Here is a 21,767-nt window from a genome sequence, read left to right as displayed (position 1 = left end):
GTGAGCAACACGGGCGAGCAGCCGGTGCCCGACGCGGGCACCGGCTCCGTGGCGGACACGGACATCGCGATCGTCGGCATGGCCGGGGCGTTCCCGGGCGCCGGTGGTCTCGACGCGTTCTGGGACCTGCTGCGCGAGGGCCGGGTGGGCACCACCCAGTTCAGCCGGGACGAGCTCGCCGCCGCCGGGGTGCCCGCGCGGCTGCTGGACGACCCGGCCTACGTGCGCGCGCACGGGGTGATCCCGGGCGCCGACCTGTTCGACACCGGGTACTTCGAGTTCACCCCCGCCGAGGCGGAGTTCACCGACCCGCAGCACCGGGTGCTGCTCACCACCGGGCACGCCGCGCTGGAGCACGCGGGCTACGACCCGGCCCGCTTCGACGGGCTGATCAGCGTCTACGCGGGCGCGGCGATCAACACCTACCTGCAGCAGCAGGTGCTGCCCAACGTCGACCAGACCGCCACGTCCGACCACTTCGCGGTCATGGTCGGCAACGACAAGGACTTCCTGGCCACGCGGCTGTCCTACAAGCTCGACCTGCGCGGGCCCAGCTACACGGTGCAGACCGCGTGCTCGACCTCCCTGGTGGCCATCCACCTGGCCTGCCAGGGCCTGGTCAACGGCGAGTGCGACATGGCGCTGGCGGGCGGGGTCACCGTCAAGCTGCCGCAGGACAAGGGATACCTCTTCGAGGAGGGCGCGATCCTGTCCGAGGACGGGTACGCGCGCACCTTCGACGCAGGGGCCAGCGGCACCGTGCTGGGCAACGGTGTCGGTGTGCTGGTGCTCAAGCGGCTGCGCGAGGCCATCGCCGACCGCGACACCGTGCACGCGGTCATCAAGGGCACGGCCACCAACAACGACGGCTCCGGCAAGGTCAGCTTCGCCGCCCCGGGCGCCGCCGGACAGGCCGCGGTGATCCGGGAGGCGCACGCCGTGTCCGGTGTGGACCCGCGCACCATCGGCCACGTCGAGGCGCACGGCACCGCCACCCGGCTCGGTGACCCGGTGGAGGTCTCCGCGCTGACCAGGGCGTTCCGCGTGGCCACCGCGGACACCGGGTTCTGCGCGATCGGCTCGGTCAAGTCCAACATCGGCCACCTCGACGCCGCCGCCGGGGTGGCGGGCGTGATCAAGACCGTGCTGATGCTGAAGAACCGGTCGCTGGTGCCGACCGTCAACTTCCACACCCCCAACCCGGCCATCGACTTCGCCGCGAGCCCGTTCGCGGTGAGCACCGAGACCCGCCCGTGGACCGGTGCCGGACCGCTGCGCGCCGGGGTCAGCTCGTTCGGCATCGGCGGCACCAACGCGCACGCGGTCCTGCAGGAGGCGCCCCCGGCCGCCGTGCGCGGCGGCTCCCGGGAGACGCAGGTGCTGGTGGTGTCCGCCCGGACGCCGACCGCGCTGGCCACCGCCGCGGGCGAGCTGGCCGAGCACCTGGCCGCGGACGCGACGACCCCGCTGCCGGACGCGGCCTACACGCTGGCCGTGGGCAGGCGGGCGCACGAGTTCCGGATCGCGGTGTCCGGCACCGACCGGACCGCGCTGGCCGCGGCGCTGCGCGCGGCCGCCGCGCCTGCGCACCAGGCGGCGGGTGAGGTGTCGTTCACCTTCACCGAGCAGGTCTCCGGAGCCGCCGAGCTGGCCGCCGGGTGGAGCGCCGCCGAGCCGGTGTTCGCCGAGCACCACGCCGCGGCGCTGGCCGCCGGGGCGGACGGGCAGGGCACGCGCGGCCAGGTGTTCGCGTTGCAGTACGCGCTGGGCAGGCTGTGGCGGCACTGGGGTGTGCGGCCGGTGGCCGCGCACGGCGACGGCGTGGCCGCGCGGGTCGCCGCCTGCGTCGCCGGGGTGCTGCCGCTGGCCGCGGCGGTCGCGGACCTGGGCACGGAGCCGCCGACCGCCGCCACCGGCTCCCGGATCGCCGTCCGCGCGGCGGGCGACGCGGTGCGCGGGCAGGCGATCGGCGTGGCGGACGGGCCGTGGGCGGGGCTGGCGCTGGCCTGGGCCGCGGGCGCCGAGGTCGACTGGGCGGCGTACTACGCCGACGAGGAGCGCGGCCGGGTGCCGCTGCCGACCTACCCGTTCGAGGGCCGCCGGTGCTGGATGACCGGCCCGGTGGACGAGCGGCGGGCGGTGGCCGCGGGCCCGCACCCGATGCTCGACGAGAACATCTCCACGCTGGACACCCTGGCCTTCCGCGGCACCCGGTCCGGGTCGGAGTTCTACCTGGCCGACCACCGGGTCGACAGCGCGCCGGTGATGCCCGCGGTGGGCTACCTGGAAATGGCGCGGGCGGCGGGCGAGCTGTCGCTGGGCGGCCCGGTCGCGCTGGGCGGGGTGGCATTCGAGCAACTGCTGTCCTACGCGGATGGTCCGCGGACGGCCTTGGTGTCGCTGTGGCGCGACGGGGACGCGGTGGGCTTCGAGGTCGTGGCGGGCGACGCGGTGCACACGACCGGTGAACTGCGCCCCGCCGCCCCGGAGCGGCCAGGCCCGATGGACCTCGCCGCAGTGGCCGCACGGTGCACCGACAGCCTCGGCCACGACGACTGCTACGCGCTGCTCGGCGCGCGCGGGCTCGACTACGGGCTGCGGATGCGCGCGCTGACCGAGGTCGCGCTGGGCGGGTCCGAGGCGCTGGCGCACCTGGCGCTGCCCGAGGGGGCGGAGCTGGACGGGGCGCTGCTGAACCCGGCCCTGCTCGACGGCGCCCTGCACGCGCTGGTGGTGCTGCTGGCCCACCACTACGGCGAGGCGGCGACCGGGTTCCTGCCGATCGCGCTGGGCGAGCTGACCGTGCACGGGGCCGTGACCGGTCCCTGCCGGGTGCACGTGGCGCTGGGACAGCTCGGCGAGCGGGCCGCGCACGCGTCGGTGACCGTGCTGGACTGCGCCGGGCACGTGCTGGCCAGGATGCGGGACCTGGCGGTGCGGGTGCTGCGCGAGTCGGCGTGCTCGGCGCTGCTGGTGCGCGGCTGGACCCCGGCGCCGCTGACCGCCGCCGGTCGAGCGCCGGAGGCACTCGTGGTGTCCTCGGACACCGAGGTGGCTTCGGCGCTGGGCGCGCGGGCGATCGGGTTCGACGCGGAGATCGAGGCGCTGCCCGCGGCCGTGGTGGTCGACGAGGCGGAGCCCGCGCAGGCGCTGCGGATCGTGCGGCGGCTGCTGGGGCTGCGGCCGACGAGCCCGGTGCGGGTGCTGTTCGCGCACCGGCACTCCGGCGAGGCGCTGCCGCGGCGGCGGGCGCTGGCAGGCCTGGCGCGGTCCGTGCGGGCGGAGAACCCGCTGCTGGCCGTGCAGGTCGTGGGGCTCGACGGGGTGGCGCCGTCGGTGCTCGCCGAGGAGCTGGCCGGGCCGGGGACCGACGTCGAGGTCCGCTACGGCGCGGCCGGTCGCGCCGTGCCCGCGTTCGAGGCCGTCGGCCCCGAGACCGCGGCCGTCCGCGTCCGCGCGGGCGGGGTGTACGTGATCACCGGTGGGGCCGGTGGGCTCGGCCGGGTCGTGGCGGCGTGGCTGCTGGCGCAGGCCCCCGACGCGCACGTCGTGCTGGTCGGCCGGTCCGCGCGGCCAGAGGGTCTGGACGGGCGGCTCGCCTACCGTCGTGCGGACGTGGCCGACTCGGCGGCGGTGGCCGCCGTGCTGGACGGGGTTCGGGCCGAGTTCGGGGCCATCACCGGGGCGGTGCACGCCGCCGGTGTGCTGCGGGACGCGTTCACGCTCGGCAAGTCCGACGAGGACTTCGCCGCCGTGCTGGCCCCCAAGGTCGACGGGCTGCGGGCGCTCACCGCCGCCACGGCCGACGACGAACTGGACTTCCTCGTCGCCTTCTCCTCCATCGCCGCGCACTTCGGCAGCGCGGGCCAGGCCGACTACGCCACGGCGAACGCCTACCTGGAGGCAGTGGCCGAGCAGCGCGGGATCACCGCCGTGGCCTGGCCGATGTGGGCCGGGGGCGGCATGGCGCAGACCGCCGAGGCCGCCGCGGAGGTGGCCGCGGCGACCGGGTTCGGCGTGCTGCCGACCGCGGCCGGGCTGGCGCTGCTCGGCCGGGTGCTCGGCGTCCCGGGCGCGGTCGTGGCCGCCTACGGCGACCTGCCCCGGATCACCGCGGCGCTGGCCGCGCCGGTCGCGGTCCCCACCGGGAGCACCACGGGCACCGAGCCCGCCGAGTTCGCTGCGGACGCCGCGGACGGCGGGTCAGCGCGGGCGACGGCGCTGGGGATGTTGCGCGGGCTGGTGGCCGGGCAGACCCGGCTGGACCCGGCGGAGATCGCCGAGGAGGCGCCGTTCGAGCGCTACGGCATCGACTCGCTGATGATCACCAAGCTGAACCGGGAGCTGGACAAGCGGTTCACCGGCCTGTCCAAGACCCTGTTCTTCGAGTACGCCACCCTCGGCGAACTGGCCGACCACTTCGCCGAGCAGCACGCGGCCGAGCTGGTCGGCACCCCGGCCGAGCAGGCGCCCGCCACGTCCCGGCCCGCCCGCACCACCACCCGCACCCGCCCGGGCGCCCCGGAGACCGGGGCCGATCGGTCCACCGAGGGCGCCATCGCGGTGATCGGCGTGGCGGGCCGCTACCCGCGGGCCGACGACCTCGACGAGTTCTGGGCCAACCTGCTCGCGGGCCGCGACTGCGTCACCGACATCCCGGCCGACCGGTGGGACCACACCCGCTGGTACGACCCGGACCCGGCCACCCCCGGCCGCGCGCACACCCGCTGGGGCGGGTTCCTGCGCCACGTCGACCGGTTCGACCCGCTGTTCTTCGGCATCTCCCCGCGCCAGGCCGAGGTGATGGACCCGCAGGAGCGGCTCTTCCTGCTCACCTCCTGGCACGCGCTGGAGGACGCGGGCTACCGGCGCGCGGACCTGTCCGGCCGCCAGGTCGGGGTGTACGCGGGCGTGATGTACGGCGAGTACCAGTTCCACGGTGCCGCCGACGTCCTCGGCGACGGCGGGCCGCTGACGGGCTCGTCCTTCGCCACCATCGCCAACCGGGTGTCCTACGCGCTGGACCTGTCCGGGCCGTCGATCGCGCTGGACACCATGTGCTCGTCCTCGCTGACCGCGATCCACCTGGCCTGCCAGAGCCTGCGCCGCGGTGAGACCGACCTGGCGATCGCCGGTGGCGTCAACGTCTCGGTGCACCCGTACAAGTACGCGTTCCTGTCCCAGGGCCGGTTCCTGTCCTCCGACGGCCGCTGCCGGGCGTTCGGCGAGGGCGGCGACGGGTACGTGCCGGGCGAGGGCGTCGGCGCGGTGCTGCTCAAGCCGCTGGCCGCCGCGCTGGCCGACGGCGACCGGGTGCACGGCGTCATCCTGGGCAGCGCCGTCAACCACGGCGCCAAGACCAACGGCTACACCGTGCCCAGCACGCGCGCCCAGCAGCGGGTGATCACCTCGGCGCTGGCCGAGGCCGGGGTCGGCCCCACCGACATCTCCTACGTCGAGGCGCACGGCACGGGCACCGCGCTGGGCGACCCGATCGAGTTGACCGGCCTGACCGCCGCCTACCGGTCCGCCTCCGCCGAGCCGGGCCACTGGCCGATCGGTTCGGTCAAGTCCAACATCGGCCACCTGGAGTCAGCGGCGGGCATCGCCGGGCTGACCAAGGTGCTGCTGCAGTTCCGACACCGCACCCTGGTCCCGTCGCTGCACTCGGCCACGACCAACCCGAACATCGACTTCACCCGTTCGCCGTTCCGCGTGCAGCAGACCGCGGCCGAGTGGGCGGCCAGGGGTCCGCGCCTGGCCGGGCTCAGCTCCTTCGGCGCGGGCGGCGCCAACGCGCACCTGGTGCTGGCCGAGTCGCCGACCCCGGAGCCGGGGCACGACCTGCCCGCCGCCCGGCAGCGGACCGACGAGCCGGTGCTGTTCCTGCTGTCGGCGCGCGACGACGACCGGCTGCGCGCCTACGCCGCCGCGGCCGCCCGCTTCCTGAGCACCGAGCACGTGCCGCTGGCCGACCTCGCGCACACCACCCGGGTCGGCCGCGAGGCCATGGGCGCCCGGCTGGCCGTGCTGGCCGACAACGGCGCGGACATCCACGCCGCGCTGTCGCGCTTCGCCGAGGGCGGCCCGCTGCCGGACGTAGCGGGCGGCGGCGACCTGGCCGAGCGGGCCCGGCACTGGCTCGGTGGCGGCGACGTCGACTGGCGGGCGGTGACCACCGGCCGCCGGGTGGCCGCGCCGCTGTACCCGTTCGCCGACGAGAGCTACTGGATCCCGTTCAAGGCCGACCCGGTGGCCGCGGCCCCCGCGCTGCACCCGCTGGTCGACGCCAACGAGTCCACGGTGACCGAACTACGGCTGCGCAAGACCCTCACCGCGGCCGACCCGCTGCTGCGCGACCACGTCATCGACGGCAGGCCGGTGCTCGCGGGCGCGGCGACGCTGGAGTTCGTCCGCGTCGCCGCCGGGCTGCTCGACCCGGGCACCCGCCACGCCCTGCGCGAGGTCGTGTGGGGCCGGGCGGTCGAGCCCACCGAGGACGGACTGGACCTGTTCGTGTCCTTCCGCCCGCAGGGCGACAGCCTCGCCTTCGAGGTCCACAGCTCGCCGGTCGGCGGTGCGGCGGAGCGGGTCGTGCACGCCCGCGGTGTCGCCGTCGCTGCGGACTCCGGCCCGCTGGTGCTGGACCCGGCGCGGATCGAGCAGCGGCTGACCCCGCTGCGCGACCGGGCGGCGACCTACGCCGACTACGCCGCCGCCGGGTTCGCCTACGGCCCGTCGTTCCAGGTGGTCGACGAGATCTGCACCGGTCCTGGCGAGGCGCTGGTCCGGCTCAGCGGTGCGCGGACCGGGATCGACCTGCCGCCCGCGCTGCTCGACGGCGCCCTGCGCGCCTGCCACTGGGTCGACCGGACCACCGCCCCCCGAGCCGGTGAATTGGCGGTGCCGTTCAGCCTGGGGTCGCTGGAACTGCTGGCCCCGCTGCCCAGCACCTGCCTCGCGCACGCCCGCTTGGTCGGCGAGACCGCCGGGGTCCGCCGGTTCGACGTGACGATCACCGACGAGCGCGGCTCGGTGCTGGCGGTGCTGCGCGACTTCGCGGGCCGCGACCCGAGGGCCCCCGTCGCCGACGCGGCGGCCGACCCCGGCCGGGCGCTGCTCTACGCCCCGGTCTGGCGGGCCGCCGCCGCGGCTGAGCCCGCCCCGTCGGCGGTGCCCCTGGTGGTGGTCGGTGACCTGCCCGGCCTGGTGCCCGCGCTCTCCGGCACCCGCTCGCGGGTGGTCACCGCCGAGCTGGGCGACGGGCTCGCGGGCGTGCTCGTCGGGCTCGGCGCGGACGACGTGGACGTCGCGTTCGTCGACGGCCTGGTCGGCGGGTTCGACCCGGATGCCGTGGAGCGCGTCTCCCTCGCGATGTCGGACGTGCTGCACGCGACCAGCACCGGCCGGCTGGCCGGGCGGGTGCGCGTGGTGGCCGCGCACGGGGCGGACCGCCCGGAGTGGGCGGCGCTGGCCGGTTTCGCCAAGTCGACCGCCGCGGTGGCGCCCAGGTTCGAGCTGCTCGTGCTGGAGCTGCCCGCGGCGCCGGTGGCCGAGGTCGCCGCGGCGATCACCGCCGAGCTGGCCGCCGCGGACCGGATCGCCGGTGTGGAGGTCCGGCGCACGGCGACCGGCCGCGAGGTGCGGGGGCTGCGGCCCGTGACCGACCTCGCCGGTGCCGGGTCGCCGGTGCGCGACGGCGCGGTCTGCGTGGTCACCGGCGGGCGGGGGGCCATCGGCCGGGTGCTGGCCGAGCACCTGGTGCGCACCCACCGGGCCAGGTTGGTGCTCATCAACCGGTCCGAGCCGGACGCGGGCGCCGCCGCGTGGCAGCGGGAGCTGGGCACCGAGGTGCTGGCGCTGCGCGCGGACGTGACCGACGCCGACTCGCTCGGGGCCGCGCTGGCCGCCGCGCGGGCGCGGTTCGGGTCGCTCAACGCGGTCTTCCACCTGGCGGGCGTGGCCGATGACGGGCGCGCCGACGGCGACCGGGCCCGGTTCGCCGGGGTGCTCGCCGCCAAGACCCGCGGTCTGGTCGCGCTCGACCGGCTGACCGCCGAGGACGACCTCGACGCGTTCGTGGTGTTCTCCTCGCTGTCCTCACTGGTCGGCGACTTCGGCGCGGTGAGCTACGCGACCGCCAACCGGTTCGCCGACCGCTACACCGAGCTGCGCGAGACCTGGTCGCGGCCGGGCCGCGGGCTGTCGCTGGCCTGGCCGCTGTGGTCGGTCGGCGGGGTCGACGGGCTGGTCAGCGCGGCCGAACTGGCCGCGTACACCCGGCACAGCCACCTGGCCGCGCTGACCGCCGAGCAGGGCATGGCCTGCTACGACCTGGCGATGCGCGCCGACACCCCGTGGCTGGTGCCCGCCTGGGGCGACCCGGCCGTGCTCGACGCGGCGCTGACCGGGCAGGCCCCGACCACCGCCCAGCCCACCGCCCCGATCGCGGCGGCCGCAGACACCACGGCGGACGGTGCGCAGCGGGAGCGGCTGGTGGCGCACCTGCGCGGCGCGCTGTCCGGGGTGCTCAAGCTGCCGTCGGGCACGCTGGACAGCCGAGTCGCGCTGGACGGGTACGGGTTGGACTCGGTGCTCATGATGGAGACCACCTCGCTGCTGGGCAAGGACTTCCCCGGCCTGCGCGGCACGGTCTTCTTCGAGTGCCGCACGGTCGACGAGTTGGCCGACCACGTGCTGGCCGAGCACGCCGACGCCGTGGCCGCGCTCTTCCCGCGGGCGCGGGCCGACACGGCCGCCCAGCCGGCGGCCCCCCAGCCGTCGACCGCCCAGCCCTCGGCGGCCCGTCCGGCCACCGTGGTGGCGGACCCGGTGCGGCCCCGCCCGGAGGCCGACGAGCCGATCGCGGTGATCGGGATCAGCGGCCGGTACCCGCGGGCGGCCGACCTCGGCGAGTTCTGGGCGAACCTGGCCCAGGGCCTCGACTGCGTGAGCACGGTGCCCGCCGACCGGTGGGACGCCGAAGCGCTCTACGCCGCCGACCCGCGGACCCCCGGCCGCAGCTACGGCCGGTGGGGCGGGTTCCTGTCCGACGTGGACTCCTTCGACTCGCTGTTCTTCCAGATCGCACCCGCGCAGGCGCGCACGATGGACCCGCAGGAGCGGCTGTTCCTGGAGACCGCCTGGTCGGCGCTGGAGGACGCGGGCTACCCGCCGTCGCGGCTCCCGGCGCCTGCGTTCGGCGGGCAGGGCCACGACGTCGGCGTGTTCGTCGGCGTGATGTGGGACGACTACGCGGTGCTGGCGGCCACCGAGTCCGCGCGCGGCAACCACCAGGTCGTGCTGGCCAACCGGTCCTCGATCGCCAACCAGGTGTCGTTCTTCTGCGACTTCCGCGGCCCGAGCGTCGTGGTCGACACCGCCTGCTCGGCGTCGCTGGTCGCGGTGCACCAGGCGTGCGAGAGCATCCGCCGCGGCGAGTGCGCCTACGCCATCGCGGGCGGGGTCAACGTCGCGGTGCACCCGGACAAGTACGTGCACCTGAGCCACAAGACCATGCTGTCCACCGACGGCAAGTGCCGGGCGTTCGGCGCGGGCGGCGACGGGTACGTGCCCGGCGAGGGCGTCGGCGCGGTCCTGCTCAAGCGCCTCTCCGAGGCCGAGCGCGACGGCGACACCGTGCACGCCGTCATCCGCGCCACCGCGGTCAACCACGGCGGTCGCACCAGCGGCTACACCGTGCCCAACCCGCAGGCCCAGCAGGCGCTCGTCGAGCAGGCGCTGGCCGCGGCGGGCGTCGACGCGCGCAGCATCGGCTGCCTGGAGGCGCACGGCACCGGCACCGCGCTCGGCGACCCGATCGAGCACACGGCGCTGGCCGGTGTGTACGGCAGGCACACCGCCGACACCGGGTTCTGCGCGCTGGGCTCGGTCAAGTCGGCCATCGGGCACCTGGAGGGCGCGGCGGGCATCGCCGGGCTGACCAAGGCCGTGCTGCAACTGCGCAACGCCACACTGCTCCCCACCCTGCACGCCGACGAGCTGAACCCGATCATCGACTTCACCCGCTCGCCGTTCGCCGTGCAGCGGGAGACGGCCCCGTGGGTGCCGCGGGCAGCCGCCGACGGCACCCCGCTCCCCCGCCGCGCGGCGGTCAGCTCCTTCGGCGCGGGTGGCACGAACGCCCACGTGGTCCTGGAGGAGTACCGGCCCGCCGCCGCGGCCCCGGACGGTGTGGACGGTCCGGAACTGGTGGTCCTCTCCGCCCGCGACGAGCCCCGGCTGCGCGAGTACGCCGCCCGCCTCGGCGCGGCCCTGGCCACCGCGGACGGGCTGCGGCTGACCGACGTCGCGCACACGCTGCGGGTCGGCCGGGAGCCGATGGCCGAGCGCCTGGCGTTCGTGGCCACCGACCTGGCCGACGCCGCCGCGAAGCTGTCCGCCATCGGCGGCGGCGAGGGCGGGCAGTGGCTGCATCGCGGTCGGGTCCGGCAGAACCCGGAGCTGGCCGACCTGTTCACCGCGGGTGCGGGCGGCGAGGAGTTCCTGACCGCGCAGGTGCGGGCGGGCCAGGACGACCTGCTGGGCAGGCTGTGGGTGTCCGGGGTGGCGGTGGACTGGGCGGTGCTGGACCGGCTGCGCCCGCGCCGCAGGCGCCGGGTGCCGCTGCCCACCTACCCCTTCGCCCGCGTCCGCCACTGGCTCGACACCGACACCCGGCCCACCCAGGTCACCCCAGAACCCCCCGGTCCGTGGCAGCACGTGCTCGCCGCGACCGACCCGGTGGTGGCCGACCACGTGGTCGGCGGCCGGGCGATCCTGCCCGGCGTCGGGCACCTGGACCTGGTCGCCCGAGCCCGCGGCGGGCTGGTCGGCCAGGCGTTCGCCGACGTGCGGTGGGTCGTCCCGGTGGTGGTGACCGGCAGCGGTGAGCGGGTCGGCGTCCGGTTCGACGGCGACCGCTACCAGGTCGTCGGGGAAGACGAGGCGGTCCGCTCGACCGGCCGACTCCTGCCCGCGACCGGCGAGCCCGGCACGGTGGACGTCGCCGCGCTGCGGGCCGCGCTCACCGCGGGCCCGGAGCACGAGGCGTTCTACCGCCTGCTCAGCGGCCAAGGCCTGCCCTACGGGCCGTTCTTCCGCCGGGTGTCGCGGGTGTGGACGGGCGAGGACGAGGTGCTCGGCCGGATCGGCACCGGCCCCGACGGCGGCGCCGCGCACCCCCTGCACCCCGGTGTCCTCGACGCCGCGCTGCACACCGTCGCCGCGCTGCTGGTCCGCCGCCGCGGCGAGGGCGCCCGCCCGATGCTGCCGTTCGCGGTGGACCGGGTGGACGTGTTCGGCCCGGTGCCGGACACCGGCTGGTCGCACGTGCGGGAGACCGGCCCGGACCGCTGCGACGTGACCCTGACGGACGAGTCGGGCGCGGTCCGGGTCCGGTTCACCGGCCTGGCCTACCGCGAATCCAAGCCCGCCACCGCGGTGGGCTACATCCCCCGCTGGGAGCGCGAGCCCGCCGCAGGCGCGGCGGAGCCCGCCGACCACGTGCTGCTGGTCGGCACCGGGCTCGACTCGGAGTTGGCGGCCGGGATCGTCCAGGCCCACCGGGGCGCCCGGATCTCGCGGCTGCCCGTCGGCCTCGGCGGGCTGGGCGAGGCGGAACTGGACCGCGCGCTGCGCGACGCGGCGGGCACCGACCTGGTGTACTTCCTCGCCGCCGACGCGGAGACCGCCGCCGGACCGGCCACCGAGCGCGGCGTGGTCGCCCTCTACCGGCTGCTGCGCGCGCTGGACCGGCGCGGGGCGCTCGACCGGCCGCTGCGGCTGAAGGTCGTCACCACCGACGCGCACCCGCTGGAAGCCGGGGACGAGTCCCGGCCGTGGTCGGCGGGTCTGGCCGGGGTGGCGATGGTGGCGGCCAAGGAGTTCACCAACCTGCGGGTGTCCCTCGTGGACGTCCGGTCGGCCGAGGCGGCCTCGGTGGCCGCCCGGGTGGCCACCGAACCGTTCGGGGCCCGGACCTCGCCGGTGTCGCTGCGCGGCGGGGTGCGCCGGGTGCGGGTGCTGCGCCGCGCGGAGCTGCCCCCGGCGCGGACCCGGTTCCGCCGGGGTGGGACCTACCTGGTGGTCGGCGGCTTGGGCACGGTCGGCCGGGACACCTGCCGCCACCTGGCCGCCACCTACGGCGCCAACCTCGTCGTGGTCGGCCGCTCCCCGCTCGACGACACCGGGCGCGCGTTCGTCGCCGAGCTGGAGCGGGCGGGCGGGCGGGTGCGCCACCTGTCCCTCGACGCGACCGACCCGGTCGCGGTGGCGGGGGCGGTGGCCACCGCCAAGCGCGAGTTCGGCGGTCTCAACGGCGTGGTGCACGCGGCGATGGTGCTGGTGAACCGGGTCATCCGCGAGTTGCCGGAGGCGGAGCTGCGCGCCGCGGCGGACACCAAGGTCGACTCGACCACGGCCGTGCTGGCCGCGGTCCGCGACGAGCCGCTGGACTTCGCGCTGCTCTACTCCTCGGGCGTGGTGTTCGACGGCAACCACGGTCAGGCGGGGTACGCCGCCGGCTGCGCGTTCGCCGACGCCTACGCCCACCACGCGGCCCGCACCCTGCCGTTCCCGGTGCGGGTGCTGAACCTGGGCTACTGGCACGCGGGCGGCGACCCGGCGCGGGAAGAGGTTCTGCGCAGGCTCACCGCCGCCGGTGTCCGGCCGCTGACCGCCGAGCGCGGCATGGACGTGGTGGAGCGCGTGCTGGCCGCGGATCTCCCGCAGGTGCTGGGGCTGGACGCCGACCAGCGCATCCTCGACACCCTGGGGATCCCCGCCGACGGGGCGCTAGTGGTGACGCCCGGCGCGGTGGCCGTACCGCCGCAGGTGCTGCCCGGGGGGCCCGCTCCGGACCCGGAGCTGGCGGCGCACCAGCGCGCGGTGGCCGAGGGCGAGGAACTGGCCCAGCGGCTGCTGGCGGCGGCGCTGGACCGGGCGGGCCTGTTCGCCCATCCCGGCACCTGGGCGAGCCGCGCGGAGCTGGCGGCCCGCCTCGGGGTGGTGACCGAGCACGCGCCCCTGTTCCGCGCGCAGCTCGACGTCCTGGTCGGCGCCGGGTACCTGGTGGCCGACGGCGACCGGGTGCGCGGCGCGGACCGGGCGGTCGAACCGGAGGCGGAGACGCTCCGGGCGCTCGCGGCGCTGGTGGCGGGGCGGCCCTCGGTGGCCCCGCTGGCCGAACTGCTGCGCGACTGCCTGGCGGTGCTGCCGGACGTGCTCGCCGGGCGGGCCAACGCCATGGAGGTGCTCTTCCCCGGTGGCTCGCCGGACCGGGTGGCGGCGGTCTACCGGGGCGACCCCGTGACCGACCGGTGCAACGCCGAGGTGGCCCGGCTGGTCGTCGAGCAGGTGCGGGCCCGCGCGGCCGGGGGTGCCCGGGTGCGGGTGCTGGAGGTCGGCGCGGGCACCGGCGGCACCAGCGCCGGTGTGCTGGCCGCCCTCGCGCCGCTGGGCGACTCGGTGGAGTACGTGTTCACCGACCTGTCCCCCACCCTGGTGCGCAAGGGCCGGGCCCGGTTCGGCGCCGCGCACCCGTTCGCCCGGTTCGAGGTGCTCGACATCGAGTCCACTGAGGACAGTGGGTACGACGTCGTCCTCGGCACCAACGTCTTCCACGCGACCCCGGACCTGAGCCGGACGGTGGCCAGGGCCAAGCGGCTGCTGCGCGCGGGCGGGGTGTTCCTGGCCGTCGAGGGAACCCGACCGCAGCACCAGCCCGCGCTGGTGTTCGGGCTGACGGCGGGTTGGTGGCTGTTCACCGACCCCGAGCAGCGGCTGCCCGGGTCGCCGCTGGCCACCGAACGGCAGTGGCGGGACGTGCTGGCGGCGGCGGGCTTCCGCGGGCTGAGCGCCGCGGCGCCGACCACCGGGGTCGGCCCGGCGTTCCAGAGCGTCATCGCCGCGGTGAGCGACGGTGTCGTCCCGCTGACCGCGGCCCCGGCCGAGGTCACCGTCCCCGCCGAGCGGGCACCGGTGGCCGAGCCGGTGGCGGTCGGACCGGCGGGTCAGGCGCGGACGGACGCCCTGGCGGAGGTGACCGGGGTGTTCGCCCGGGTGCTGGAGATGGCGGCCGACGACCTGGACCCGGACCTGACCTTCGAGCACTACGGGGTCGACTCGCTGGTGACCATCGAGCTGACCCGGGCGCTGGAGGCGGTCTACGGGCCGCAGCCCGCAACGCTGCTGTTCGAGCGGATCACCATCCGCGGACTGGCCGAGCACCTGGGCGGTGCCGCCCCGGCCCCCGCGGGCCGGGCACCCACCCCGGCCCCGACACCGCCGCCGGGGCCCGCCGACCAGGTCAGCGGGCCGGTGGAGCAGGCGGCCGGGGCACCGGACGCCGTGGCGCTGGTCGAATCCATGTCCGACGAGGCGGTGGACGCGCTGCTCGCCGAGCTGCTGTCCGGCCACGACTCCGAGGGAGGCGGGCGGTGAGCGCCCAGTCCCCGAACCCGTTCGGCTGCGTGGTGATCGGCGAGGAAGCGCTGCTCGTCGAGTGCACCCGGCTGCTGCTCGAGCGCGGCCACCGCGTCGACGCGCTGGTCTCACCGACCCAGGGGCTGCTGGACTGGGCCCGCGAACAGGGCCTCAACGCAGTGCCGTTCGGCGATGACCTGGCGCGGCGGTTGGCCGGGCTGGAGTTCGAGTACCTGTTCAGCATCGCCAACCTGCGGATGCTGCCCGACGAGGTGCTGGCGCTGCCGAGCCGGGCACCGGTCAACTTCCACGACGGGCCGCTGCCCCGGCACGCGGGCGTGTTCGCCACGAGCTGGGCGATCCTGGAGGGCGAGGAGCGGCACGGCGTCACCTGGCACGTGATGACCCGCGAGGCCGACACCGGCGACCTGCTCAAGCAGCGCACTTTCCCGCTGGCGCCCACCGCCACCGTCCGCGACCTGGACGTGCTCTGCTTCGACGCGGGCGTGGAGACCTTCGGCGAGCTGGTCGACGAGCTCGCGGCAGGCACCGCCACCCGCACCCCGCAGGACCTGGCGCTGCGCACCTACCACGGCCGCTACGACGGCCCGCCGCGCGCGGGCCTGGTCGACTGGCGCAGACCCGCCGAGGAGTTGGACGCGCTGGTCCGGGCGACCGCGTTCGGCAGGCGCCGCAACGACTTCGGCTGCGCGCTGGTGGCGCTGGGCCACGGCGCGCTGGCCGCGGTGCGCGGGGTCGAGGTGCTCGACCGGGCCGCGACCGCCGAGCCGGGCACGGTCGTCGGCCGGGACGCGGGCGGCATCACGGTGGCCACCGGGGACCGCGACGTGCGGCTGGTCGACCTGGTCCACCTCGACGGCGAGCCGCTGGACCCGGCCGAGGTCGGCGCCGCGCTGCCGGCGCCCTCCGACGCCGAGGTCGAGGAGCTGACCGGTGCGAGCCGGGCCGGGTACCGGGCCGAGGCCCGGTGGTTGCGGGTGCTGCGCGACCTGGAACCGGTGCTGCCGCCCCGGTTCGGCGAGCTGCGCGAGACCGCGCCCACCCGTACCCCGGTGCCGCTGCCCGACGGGCTGCCGGGGCCCGCCGACCGCACCGCGCTGGCCGCCGTGCTGGCGTTCCTGGCCCGGCTGGGCCGCACCGGCGAGCGGGACGTGGCCGTGTCCACCGGGCAGCCGAGCGCCCGGGGTGTGCTGGCCGCCGAGGTGCCGCTGCGGCTGCCCGCGGGCCTGCTCGACCGCGCACTGCCCGAGCTCGCCGAGGAGGTCGGGGCGGCGGTGACCGCCCTGCGCGCTCGCACCCCCTACCGGCGCGACCTGCGGCTGCGCCACCCAGAGCTGACCGGGGCGGCCCGCACGAGCCTGCCGGTGGTGGTGCGGTTGTCCGACCTGGGCGGCGAGTCCGACGACAGCCGCGCGCTGGCGGTGCGGATCACCGACGACGGCGCCGTGTCGTTCCACAGTGGACACGAGTTGTCCGGCGGGCAAGTGGACTGGCTGACCGCGCACTACGCCCGCTTCGTCGCCGCCGCGGCCGGTGGCGGAGCGCTCGGCCGGGTGCCGCTGCTCTCCGCCGAGGACCGCGAACTGGTCGAGCGCACCTGGAACGACACCGACGAGGACTACCCGCGCGGGCAGACGGTGAGCCGCTTGGTGTCCGACATCGCCTGCGCCGCCCCCGCCGCGCCCGCCCTGCGCTTCGCGGGCCGCGAGCTGGACTACGGCGAGGTGGACGCGGCCGCCGACGAGGTGGCCACCCGGCTGGTCGAGCTGGGCGCGGGTCCGGGGCAGCTGGTCGGGGTGTTCCTGGAGCGCTCGGCCGACCTGGTCGTGGCCCTGCTGGCGGTGCTCAAGTCCGGCGCCGCCTACGTGCCGATCGACCCGATCTACCCGCCCGCCCGCATCGGCCACATGCTCGCGGACTCCGGTGCCCGGCTGGTGCTCACCGACGACCGGCTCGGCGCGGGCCTGGCGGACTTCCCGGTGACCCCGGTCCCGGTGGCCGCCGCCCCCCGGGCCGGGTCGGTCGCGCCGCTGGACAACTCCGACCCGGACGCCACCGCCTACGTCATCTACACCTCGGGGTCCACCGGGACGCCCAAGGGTGTGCGGGTGGGCCACCGGGCACTGGTGAACTTCCTGTGGACGATGGCCCGCCGCCCCGGTTTCGGGTCGCGGGACTCGCTGCTGGCGCTGACCACGGTGTGCTTCGACATCGCCGGGCTGGAGCTGTACCTGCCGCTGGTGCGCGGCGGGGTGGTCGAGGTGCTGCCCACCGAGGTCGGCGCGGACGGTTTCGCGCTGCGCGAGCGGATCGAGCGGGCCAAGCCCACGGTCGTGCAGGCCACGCCGACCACCTGGCAGATGCTGCTCACCGCCGGGTGGGCGGGTGATCCGGGCCTGCGGGCGCTGTGCGGCGGCGAGCCGCTGCCCGCCGCGCTGGCCCAGGCCCTCGTCGGTCGAGTCGGCGAGCTGCACAACGTCTACGGGCCGACCGAGACGACCATCTGGTCCACGGTGGACCGTGTGCGGCCGGGCGCGCCGGTGACCATTGGCCGTCCGATCGGCAACACCCGCTGCCACGTGCTCGACGAGCGCGGCGAGCCCGTGCCCCCGGGCATCCCCGGTGAACTGCACATCTCCGGCGACGGGGTGGCCGAGGGCTACCTGGGCAGGCCGGAGCTGACCGCGGCGCGCTTCGTGGCCGCGCCGTCGGGCACCGGCCGCGCCTACCGCACCGGGGACCTGGTGCGCCACCTGCCCGATGGGCGGCTGGAGTACCTGGAGCGCATCGACGGGCAGATCAAGCTCAACGGCTACCGGATCGAGCTCGGCGAGGTCGAGGCCGCGCTGCTCGCGCTGCCCGGTGTCCGCGCGGCGGTGGCCGTGGTCCGCGAGGACCGCCCGGGGGATCGGCAGCTCATCGGCTACGTCGCCGCGGCGGCGGAAGCGGCCGCACCGGCGGAACTGCGTGCGGCCCTGCGCGACCGGCTGCCCCGGTACATGGTCCCGGCGGCGGTGGTGGCGCTGTCCGCGCTGCCGCTGACCCCCAACGGCAAGGTCGACCGCAAGGCGCTGCCCGCCCCCGGCCCGGCACGGATCGCGGGCGGTGCGGGCGGGGTGGTCGCGCGCACCGACCTGGAGCGGCGGATAGCCGAGGTGTGGTGCGAGGTGCTCGGCCTGGCGCAGGTGGGCACCGAGGACACCTTCTTCGACCTGGGCGGCGACTCGCTCAAGCTGACCTCGGCCGCGGCGGTGCTGCGCGAGCGGCTGGGCAGGCCGATCACCCGACTGGACATGTTCGGCCACCCCAGCGTCCGGGCGATGGCCCGGCACCTCGCGGGCACCGAACCCGCCCCGGCCGCCGCCACCGCGGCGCGCGCGGGCGAAGCGCACCCCGCCCGCAAGCCGCGGACCCGTGACACCGCCGCGCTGGCCCAGCGGCGCGGCAGGCGGCAGGGCCGCGCATGACCGGACCCGGAACCCGGCCCCCCGAACACCGACGCCCACCACAGCCAGGAGATCCCGTGTCCAGTTGCCAGGTCTGCTCGTTGAAGGCAGGTCACCCCGGAGTGGTGCTCGACGAGCAGCAGGTGTGCAACCTCTGCAACCTGGACTTCGCCTCGGACCTGCTGGTGAACTACCGCTACACCAGCGACGTGTTCGTCGAGTTCCAGCAGGCGCCGCCCGCCACCGGCACCGACTACGACTGCCTGTTCATGTACTCCGGCGGCAAGGACAGCACCTACATGCTGGACAAGTTCGCCAACGAGTACGGCAAGCGGGTGCTCGCCTTCACCTTCGACGTGCCGTTCGAGAGCGAGCACGCGGCGCGCAACATCGAGCTGGCCAAGGCGAAGATCCCGGCCACGTTCGTCCTCGACGCCGACGACGACAACATCAAGCTGATGATGCGCGAGGTGTTCAACCGGCCCGCGCCGGTGAAGCCGGGCAAGTACCTCGACGAGAAGCTGCCGTGCGTGTCCTGCCGCACCTTCTTCGTGCTGCGCGCGATCCTGATGGCCTACCGGGAGAAGATCCCCTACATCGCGCTGTGCGCCGACCCGCAGCAGATCCTGACGATGCAGTCCAACGTCCGCGAGGTCGTGCGCGACTTCTACCGGACCTTCGGCGAGCGGTTGACCGACACGCTGTTCGGCGGGCAGCTCGAAGAGCTGCTGTTCGACGACGACGAGAACCTGCCCAAGATCGTGTTCCCGTTCATCGCGATGCGCCACGAGTACGACCCGGACCGGATCGTCGAGGAGCTGCGCGCCAAGGGCCTCTACCAGTCCTCCCCGCTGGAGACGCACTGCACGCTGTTCCCGCTGCTGAACCTGTACTCCTTCAAGAACTGGGACTGCATGTTCTACAAGCTCAACGCCGCATCGCACGTGCGGTCGGTCAAGCGCAACGCCGACTACGACCGCAACACCTTCTCCATCAAGTTCCCGCGCTCGCTCGACCTGGCCGACGTGGAGGCGCGGATGGGCGAGGTGGTGCTGGCCATCGCCGCCGGGGAGGGCGACCCGGACGCGCATGAGAAGACCCTGGTGGAGCTGTTCCAGCGGATGGACGCCACGGAGGACGCCGCCCGGTTCGTGGCCAAGAGCTTCCTCGACATGCGCCAGACCGCAGCCGACCTCGGCATCCGCCTCAGCTGAGCACCGCGAAAGGACTCCTCGTGACCACCTCCGATTCCGACATCGCGATCATCGGCATGGCCTGCCGGTTCCCCGGCGCCGACTCCACCGACCGGTTCTGGGAGGTGCTGCGCGAGGGCCGCGAGACGCTCACCCGGTTCACCGACGAGGAACTGCTGGCCGCGGGCGTGCCCGCCGCGCGGCTCGCCGACCCGCGCTACGTCAAGGCCGGGCAGACCATCGCCGACGTCGAGCTGTTCGACGCCGAGCTGTTCGGGTTCACCCCGGAGGAGGCGGAGATCCTCGACCCGCAGCACCGCGTCTTCCTGGAGTGCGCGCTGACCGCGCTGGAGCGCGCGGGTGTGGACCCGGAGCGCACCGAGGGCAACATCGGGGTGTACGCGGGCGCGGGCATGAACACCTACCTGCTGCACAACCTGGCCGCCCGCTACGCGGGCGCGTCGTCGGTGGACCAGTACCGGCTGATGCTGGCCAACGACAAGGACTTCCTGGCCACCCGGCTGTCCTACAAGCTCAACCTGCGCGGGCCGAGCCTGAACATCAACACCGCCTGCTCGACCTCGTTGGTGGCGCTGCACACCGCGTGCCTCGGCCTGCTCGGCGGCGAGTGCGACACCGCGCTGGTCGGCGCGGTGCACCTGGGCCACGCGCGGCAGGGGTACCAGTACCAGGACGGGATGATCTTCTCCCCGGACGGGCACTGCCGGGCCTTCGACGCGCGGGCCAGGGGCACGGTCATCGGCAGCGGCGCGGGCGCGGTGGTCCTCAAGCGGCTCGCCGACGCGCTGGCCGACGGGGACTGGATCCACGCGGTGGTCAAGGGCACCGCGGTGAACAACGACGGGGCGGGCAAGACCGGCTACACCGCGCCCAGCGTCGGCGGGCAGGCCCAGGTGATCGCCGACGCGCACGAGGTCGCCGGGGTCAGCGCCGACCGGATCGGCTACGTCGAGGCGCACGGCACCGGGACTCCGCTCGGCGACCCGATCGAGGTGGCCGCGCTGACCGAGGCGTTCCGCCGGAGCACCGACCGCACCGGCTACTGCGCGCTGGGTTCGGTCAAGACCAACATCGGCCACCTGGACACCGCGGCGGGCATGGCCGGGTTGATCAAGACCGCGCTCCTGCTGGAGCACCGGACCCTGGTGCCCAGCCTGCACTTCACCGAACCGAACCCGGACATCGACTTCGCCGCGAGCCCCTTCGCGGTCAACACCGAGACCCGCGAGTGGGCGTCCGACGGCCCGCGGCTGGCCGGTGTCAGCTCGTTCGGCATCGGCGGCACCAACGCGCACGTGGTCCTGCAGGAGCCCCCGACGCGGAGCACCGCCCCGCAGGCCCGTGACCGCGAACTGCTGGTGCTCTCCGGGCGCACCGAGGACGGCCTGCACCGGGCGACCACCGCGCTGGCCCGCCACCTCAGGCAGCACCGCGACCTCGACCTGGGCGCGGTCGCGCAGTCCCTGGGACTGGGCCGCCTCGGCAGGCGGCACCGGGTGGCGCTGGTCGCCGAGGGCGTGCGGGACGCGGCCATGGCCTTGGCGCTGGGCGACGAGGAGCGGCTGGTGCGCGGGTCGGTCGAGCACGAGCCGAGCGCCCCGGTGCCGGTGCTGACCGGCACCGCGCCCGCCAGCACCGCGGAGCTGTACAAGTCGGTGCCGCAGTACCGGTCGGCGGTCGACGAGCTGGCCGGGTCCGGCGGGGCGGCCGAGCTGCTGCTGTCCTCCGGCGGCCCGCGCGCGGCGTTCGCGCACGAGTACGCCCTGGTGCGCACCCTGCTGGCGTGGGGGGTCGAGCCCACCGGGTACGCCGCGAGCGGCCCCGGGCTGGCCGTGGCCGCCGCGCTGACCGGCGCGCTGGCCCCCGCCGACGCGCTCGCCCTGGCCGCGGGCACCACACCGGCGGGGTTCGCCGCGCCGGTGCTGCCGGTGTTCTCGGCCGGGACCGGCCGCTGGCTGACCGACGACGAGGCCGCCACCGCCGCGGCCTGGACCGGCACCGGCGAGCTGACCGCCGTGGACGGCGCGCTCGCGGGCATCGGCGGGCACGCGCTGCACCTGGCCCCGGCCGACGGGACCGCCGCCGACCTGGGGCACCTGCTGGGGCTGGCCGCGGCCGAGTGGGTGCGCGGCGCGGACCTGGACTTCGCCGCCCTGCGCGGCGACGACACCGAGGCGATCGACGCGGGCGTGCCGCGCCGGGTCCCGCTGCCGACCCACCAGTTCGACCGGCGGCGGCACTGGATCGACCCGGGCGCCCAGGAGTCCGCGGCGCCCCGGGTGCGCGAGCGGCTGGTCGACCGGTTCGACCCGGCCGACCCCACGGCGAGTCTGCTGCTGGTCACCGACCACCTGGTCGACGAGATCGGCGGGGTGCTCGGCGGCAGGCACCTGGCCGGACTGGACACCAACCTGTTCGACCTGGGCCTGGACTCGCTGGTGCTGATCGAGGTGGTGGCCAAGCTCAGCGAGCAGCTGGACGTCGAGGTCCCCGCCACCGCGTTCGTGGAGTTCCCCACCATCCGCGCGTTCGTGGACAACCTCGCCGAGCTGCTGGGCCTGGCCGCCGCCCCGGCCGCCACCGCCGCCGCGGCGGGCCGCACCTCCCTCCGCGCGCAGCGCGCCGCCGCGCTGCGCGGCTGACCCCGACCGCGGCGACCAGC

Annotated in this window: 4 protein-coding genes; all 4 read left to right on the top strand. The window is 75.8% G+C overall.

Annotated elements, in window-relative coordinates; genetic code table 11:
- The 4 genes from CLV40_RS16855 to CLV40_RS16840 are packed head-to-tail and all read left to right on the top strand — an operon-like array spanning window position 1 to window position 21,747.
- A complete protein-coding gene (locus CLV40_RS16855; RefSeq protein ID WP_219824006.1) occupies window positions 1-14,442 on the top strand; it encodes an SDR family NAD(P)-dependent oxidoreductase in 14,442 nt (4,813 codons plus the stop codon).
- Window positions 14,439-17,912 (top strand): amino acid adenylation domain-containing protein, encoded by a 3,474-nt coding sequence (locus tag CLV40_RS16850; RefSeq protein ID WP_181043553.1) that lies wholly within the window; start codon window positions 14,439-14,441, stop codon window positions 17,910-17,912. The genes CLV40_RS16855 and CLV40_RS16850 overlap by 4 nt, the downstream gene beginning before the upstream one ends.
- Window positions 17,913-17,968: 56 nt before the next feature.
- The gene (locus CLV40_RS16845) at window positions 17,969-19,105 is read left to right on the top strand and encodes an adenine nucleotide alpha hydrolase family protein (RefSeq protein ID WP_104479872.1); all 1,137 of its coding nucleotides are present in this window, start codon (window positions 17,969-17,971) and stop codon (window positions 19,103-19,105) included.
- A gap of 20 nt (window positions 19,106-19,125) precedes the next feature.
- Entirely contained in the window at window positions 19,126-21,747 is a 2,622-nt protein-coding gene (locus CLV40_RS16840; protein WP_104479871.1) for a beta-ketoacyl synthase N-terminal-like domain-containing protein, read from the top strand.
- The last annotated feature ends 20 nt before the right edge of the window (window positions 21,748-21,767 follow it).

Source organism: Actinokineospora auranticolor, assembly GCF_002934265.1.
Lineage (GTDB): Bacteria > Actinomycetota > Actinomycetes > Mycobacteriales > Pseudonocardiaceae > Actinokineospora > Actinokineospora auranticolor.
The sequence above is the reverse complement of the archived record's forward strand: the minus strand, read 5'-3'. Positions and strand labels throughout refer to the sequence as shown.